The 2,896-nt window shown below is 48.1% G+C and carries 8 protein-coding genes; all 8 read right to left on the bottom strand.

Annotation, left to right across the window (positions count from 1 at the left end):
• Nucleotides 1–89: 89 nt before the first annotated feature.
• Complete coding sequence (locus tag PHI12_14735; GenBank protein ID MDD5512042.1) at nt 90–287, bottom strand: hypothetical protein; 198 nt, start codon at nt 285–287, stop codon at nt 90–92.
• Nucleotides 277–1,344, bottom strand: coding sequence for a hypothetical protein (locus PHI12_14730; GenBank protein MDD5512041.1), 1,068 nt, complete (start codon nt 1,342–1,344; stop codon nt 277–279). The genes PHI12_14735 and PHI12_14730 overlap by 11 nt, the downstream gene beginning before the upstream one ends.
• Before the next feature lie 123 nt (nt 1,345–1,467).
• Complete coding sequence (locus PHI12_14725) at nt 1,468–1,683, bottom strand: hypothetical protein (GenBank protein ID MDD5512040.1); 216 nt, start codon at nt 1,681–1,683, stop codon at nt 1,468–1,470.
• Nucleotides 1,664–1,855 carry a hypothetical protein gene (locus PHI12_14720; GenBank protein MDD5512039.1) on the bottom strand — a complete coding sequence of 64 codons (192 nt, stop codon included), beginning with the start codon at nt 1,853–1,855 and terminating at the stop codon, nt 1,664–1,666. The genes PHI12_14725 and PHI12_14720 overlap by 20 nt, the downstream gene beginning before the upstream one ends.
• Nucleotides 1,852–2,037, bottom strand: a complete 186-nt coding sequence (locus PHI12_14715) for a hypothetical protein (GenBank protein MDD5512038.1) — start codon at nt 2,035–2,037, stop codon at nt 1,852–1,854. Before PHI12_14715 ends, PHI12_14720 begins: the two co-directional genes overlap by 4 nt.
• Nucleotides 2,034–2,336, bottom strand: a complete 303-nt coding sequence (locus tag PHI12_14710; protein MDD5512037.1) for a hypothetical protein — start codon at nt 2,334–2,336, stop codon at nt 2,034–2,036. Before PHI12_14710 ends, PHI12_14715 begins: the two co-directional genes overlap by 4 nt.
• On the bottom strand, nt 2,326–2,529 hold the full coding sequence (locus PHI12_14705) for a hypothetical protein (GenBank protein MDD5512036.1): 204 nt from the start codon (nt 2,527–2,529) through the stop codon (nt 2,326–2,328). Before PHI12_14705 ends, PHI12_14710 begins: the two co-directional genes overlap by 11 nt.
• The gene (locus PHI12_14700) at nt 2,526–2,753 is read right to left on the bottom strand and encodes a hypothetical protein (GenBank protein MDD5512035.1); all 228 of its coding nucleotides are present in this window, start codon (nt 2,751–2,753) and stop codon (nt 2,526–2,528) included. The genes PHI12_14705 and PHI12_14700 overlap by 4 nt, the downstream gene beginning before the upstream one ends.
• Between the last annotated feature and the right edge of the window lie 143 nt (nt 2,754–2,896).

Here is a 2,896-nt window from a genome sequence, read left to right as displayed (position 1 = left end):
GAAACACTGCATCCCGTCCTCTGTCCGAAAGAACACGGTCCCTTCGCACTTCGGGCATTTATCTATCGTCATTATCCACTCTGCCAGCTTCATCTAATCCCCTTTGTGTGTGCCGGGGATACCTCACCGATAACCTTGCTGATATTCTCTTCACACTCAGCTAAAGTAGGATACCTGACCTGCCTTTCACTGACCGGCGGTTGCCAGTCCTTCGGCATTAAGCCCTTCAATTGAGCCTTGCCCTCTGGTTTGAGGTGTTCCCATAGCGAATAGGTCTCAATCGACATCCAGCTTGTACCTCCAGGTAATACCATGCCGGGGATGTAGACCATAAATACCCTGGGAAGGGGAGGAGGATATACCAAGCTTGCTCAACGCCCAGTTATCATCACTAACCAACGGGCCACACATGAAGTGCTCCAATACAGAGCTAACCTCGTTGTAATGTTCCTTGTGAAAGTGACCACTCCAAGCATACCGGAAGCCCCCTAGCTGCATATGCCAAGCCTTCAGCTTCTTATCCAGCGCGAAGAATGGCACACCCTGTTGGCATGGGATACCGTACCCATGAAACAGGAAGTGCTTAAATCCCATGAGATCAACAATCGCATACCAATCATCGTAAACATGAACGCTGATACCATCCTTCTGCCCCATCCCAGCGGCCAAGATGTCATAGAGTAATAGATCATAGCTCGAGGTTTCGGGGGCCAGCTTGTCATGGCCATGATTACCCTTTACCCCGTGAAACTCTACCTCCTGGAACTGCTGCCGGAAGGAACCGAGTATATCATTCCACACCGGCGCTGCCAGCTTAGTAACCTGATCCCTGGCCCCCATTGAGACATCAGCAACAGACGAACCTTGATGCGGGTTTTCACCTTGAATGTTATCGCCGGTGTTGAATACCACTAGCTTGCGGATAGGGTACATATTCCGGTGAAGGGCAACAATCTTCATAGCCGAGATAAACAGTTTGTGCATCCGCGACTTGTAGACTTCTTTGTTGTAGGACTTGGTGATCTTGTCAGCGTGTCCGTCAGAGACATGGAGTATAGCGATTTCCTCATCACCCTTTTGTGTCTTAAAGTCTTTAGGGAGTATCAGATTGACCGGCGGGAGATTAACTACCGGGTTTCTCTCGACTTTGGGGAGATCAACACTTGGCCGGGATGAAGGTACTTTCACCCCGTAATGTTTCCTGACGGCTGTTTGGAAATTATCAAGGTTGCAATATCCGTATCGAGTAGCCCACTCTTCCCGTTGCTCCCGGGTACTCACCTGATAGGCTTTGATTAGTTTTTCTGCCTCTTTTGTTTTTGGTGCCGGTATTCTGCTATCCATCACACTCCGAGTAACAAAAAAGGCGAGCCCCAGACCCTGTTAAGTCTGAAACTCGCCTCTGATTTCCTCAGTCAGCGACACACTTATTCTATTATCTCTATTCTACCACCAATTCACGATATGTCAAGTAGGTAATAACCCGGCTTTCCGGGCTATCTTATCGAATAATACCGTCTGCGTCCCGGCACCGTCCTCAGTCGGGATGATCCCCTGCACCGGTACACCATCTTGGAAGACGATAGTAATCCTGCCATAGGCGTTTTGTCGGCCCCACTCAATTAGTGCTGCCTGTAGTGGGGTTAAATCATAGGGTATTAACTTAACGCCCTTTGCCGACACTCAGTCCTTCCTTAATCCGCTTTATTTTATCCAGATTACAGGCGTCTCCCTGCTTGGTACATTCCCCCTGCCAGTACATACACTTGTATTTAGTCCTGACATCGTGGTTCTTTGGTAAGTTATCCCTGCGCTCATACAGGGTACACGTTTCTTGATCCGGGCATAATTTCAATACAGCCACCCCCATACCATCAACAGGACGCCTAGAACTAACCGGACCAATCTCACCCAGTGATCACGCCGAAATGTCTGCTTCTTGCTTCCCTCATAAGACGGAGCGTTCAGGTAGAGAGTCCAGCTTAATATAGCGTCTGAGAATATCCAGCAGCCGATAATGCCTAACCCGTAATTCATTTCCCCTCCTGGTGTAGTATTCTGCATATCTTGGCGTAGACATGGACATCTTTTAACCGAGTATCCACATTCTCAATATCACCCTCATATCCCTGGCTGAGCATCCAGAGCGCGGCATCCAGTTGCTTCAACATATAGACCAGGCATACCGTTACCGGGTCCGACAGGTCCAGCTGGTAGTGGGATAGGATACTTGCCACACGCTTGAAGTTTCCCATTTTATCGCCGCCCTGGGTATAATCTTTGTTCTTCTCGGCGTAGAGTTTTAGTTCTTCTTTAGTTATTGATTCAAAGTCCATCTGCAGCCCCCTTATCCGGCAACGGACACCACGCCGGTATCTCGCCCCACAAATCAGGGACTTTATCTCTCAAGGTGATGGTGGTTTTCTCAATGATTGCACACCAATAATCATCATTACCCCCAAAGTGTCCACAGTTAGGACAATCTCCGCAATGCTTAATTTCTTGTGGCTCGGCAATATAGATTTTCATATTCCCCACTCCTTTAGTTTTGCTCGCCACTGGGGGCGTATAATTTGGTCGGTTATGCTTCCCTTTAGCTCCGGTAGATTGAGATAGTAATGCACCCACGCTACCACTTCCTTTCTGCCATCCTGTAAGCCACGTTCATACTCGCCCATTCCGCATTTAGGGCAGGGTAAAGGGTAGCCGTGTTGTGGACACCATTTCGTAGATTCACTATCATAAGTCGTCATCTACGCCCTCCCGTTTCTTTAGATACTCCTTTTTGATAGCTTGCCAAACTTTTGTATCAAAGATTAACTTAGCAGGCTTTATCTTTTCGGGATTTACTATGCAACAGTGCATTTCTCCATACTCTTCCGTGTATACGCATAGC

It is taken from the genome of Dehalococcoidales bacterium (assembly GCA_028716225.1).
Taxonomy (GTDB): Bacteria; Chloroflexota; Dehalococcoidia; order Dehalococcoidales; family UBA5760; genus UBA5760.
This window is presented reverse-complemented; position numbering and strand designations above follow the sequence as displayed.

Excerpts from the sequence above, each read along its gene's own strand:
- PHI12_14735 (MDD5512042.1), bottom strand. The coding sequence starts at position 287 with ATGTCGATTGAGACCTATTCGCTATGGGAACACCTCAAACCAGAGGGC.
- PHI12_14730 (MDD5512041.1), bottom strand. The coding sequence starts at position 1,344 with ATGGATAGCAGAATACCGGCACCAAAAACAAAAGAGGCAGAAAAACTA.
- PHI12_14715 (MDD5512038.1), bottom strand. The coding sequence starts at position 2,037 with ATGAATTACGGGTTAGGCATTATCGGCTGCTGGATATTCTCAGACGCT.
- PHI12_14710 (MDD5512037.1), bottom strand. The coding sequence starts at position 2,336 with ATGGACTTTGAATCAATAACTAAAGAAGAACTAAAACTCTACGCCGAG.
- PHI12_14705 (MDD5512036.1), bottom strand. The coding sequence starts at position 2,529 with ATGAAAATCTATATTGCCGAGCCACAAGAAATTAAGCATTGCGGAGAT.
- PHI12_14700 (MDD5512035.1), bottom strand. The coding sequence starts at position 2,753 with ATGACGACTTATGATAGTGAATCTACGAAATGGTGTCCACAACACGGC.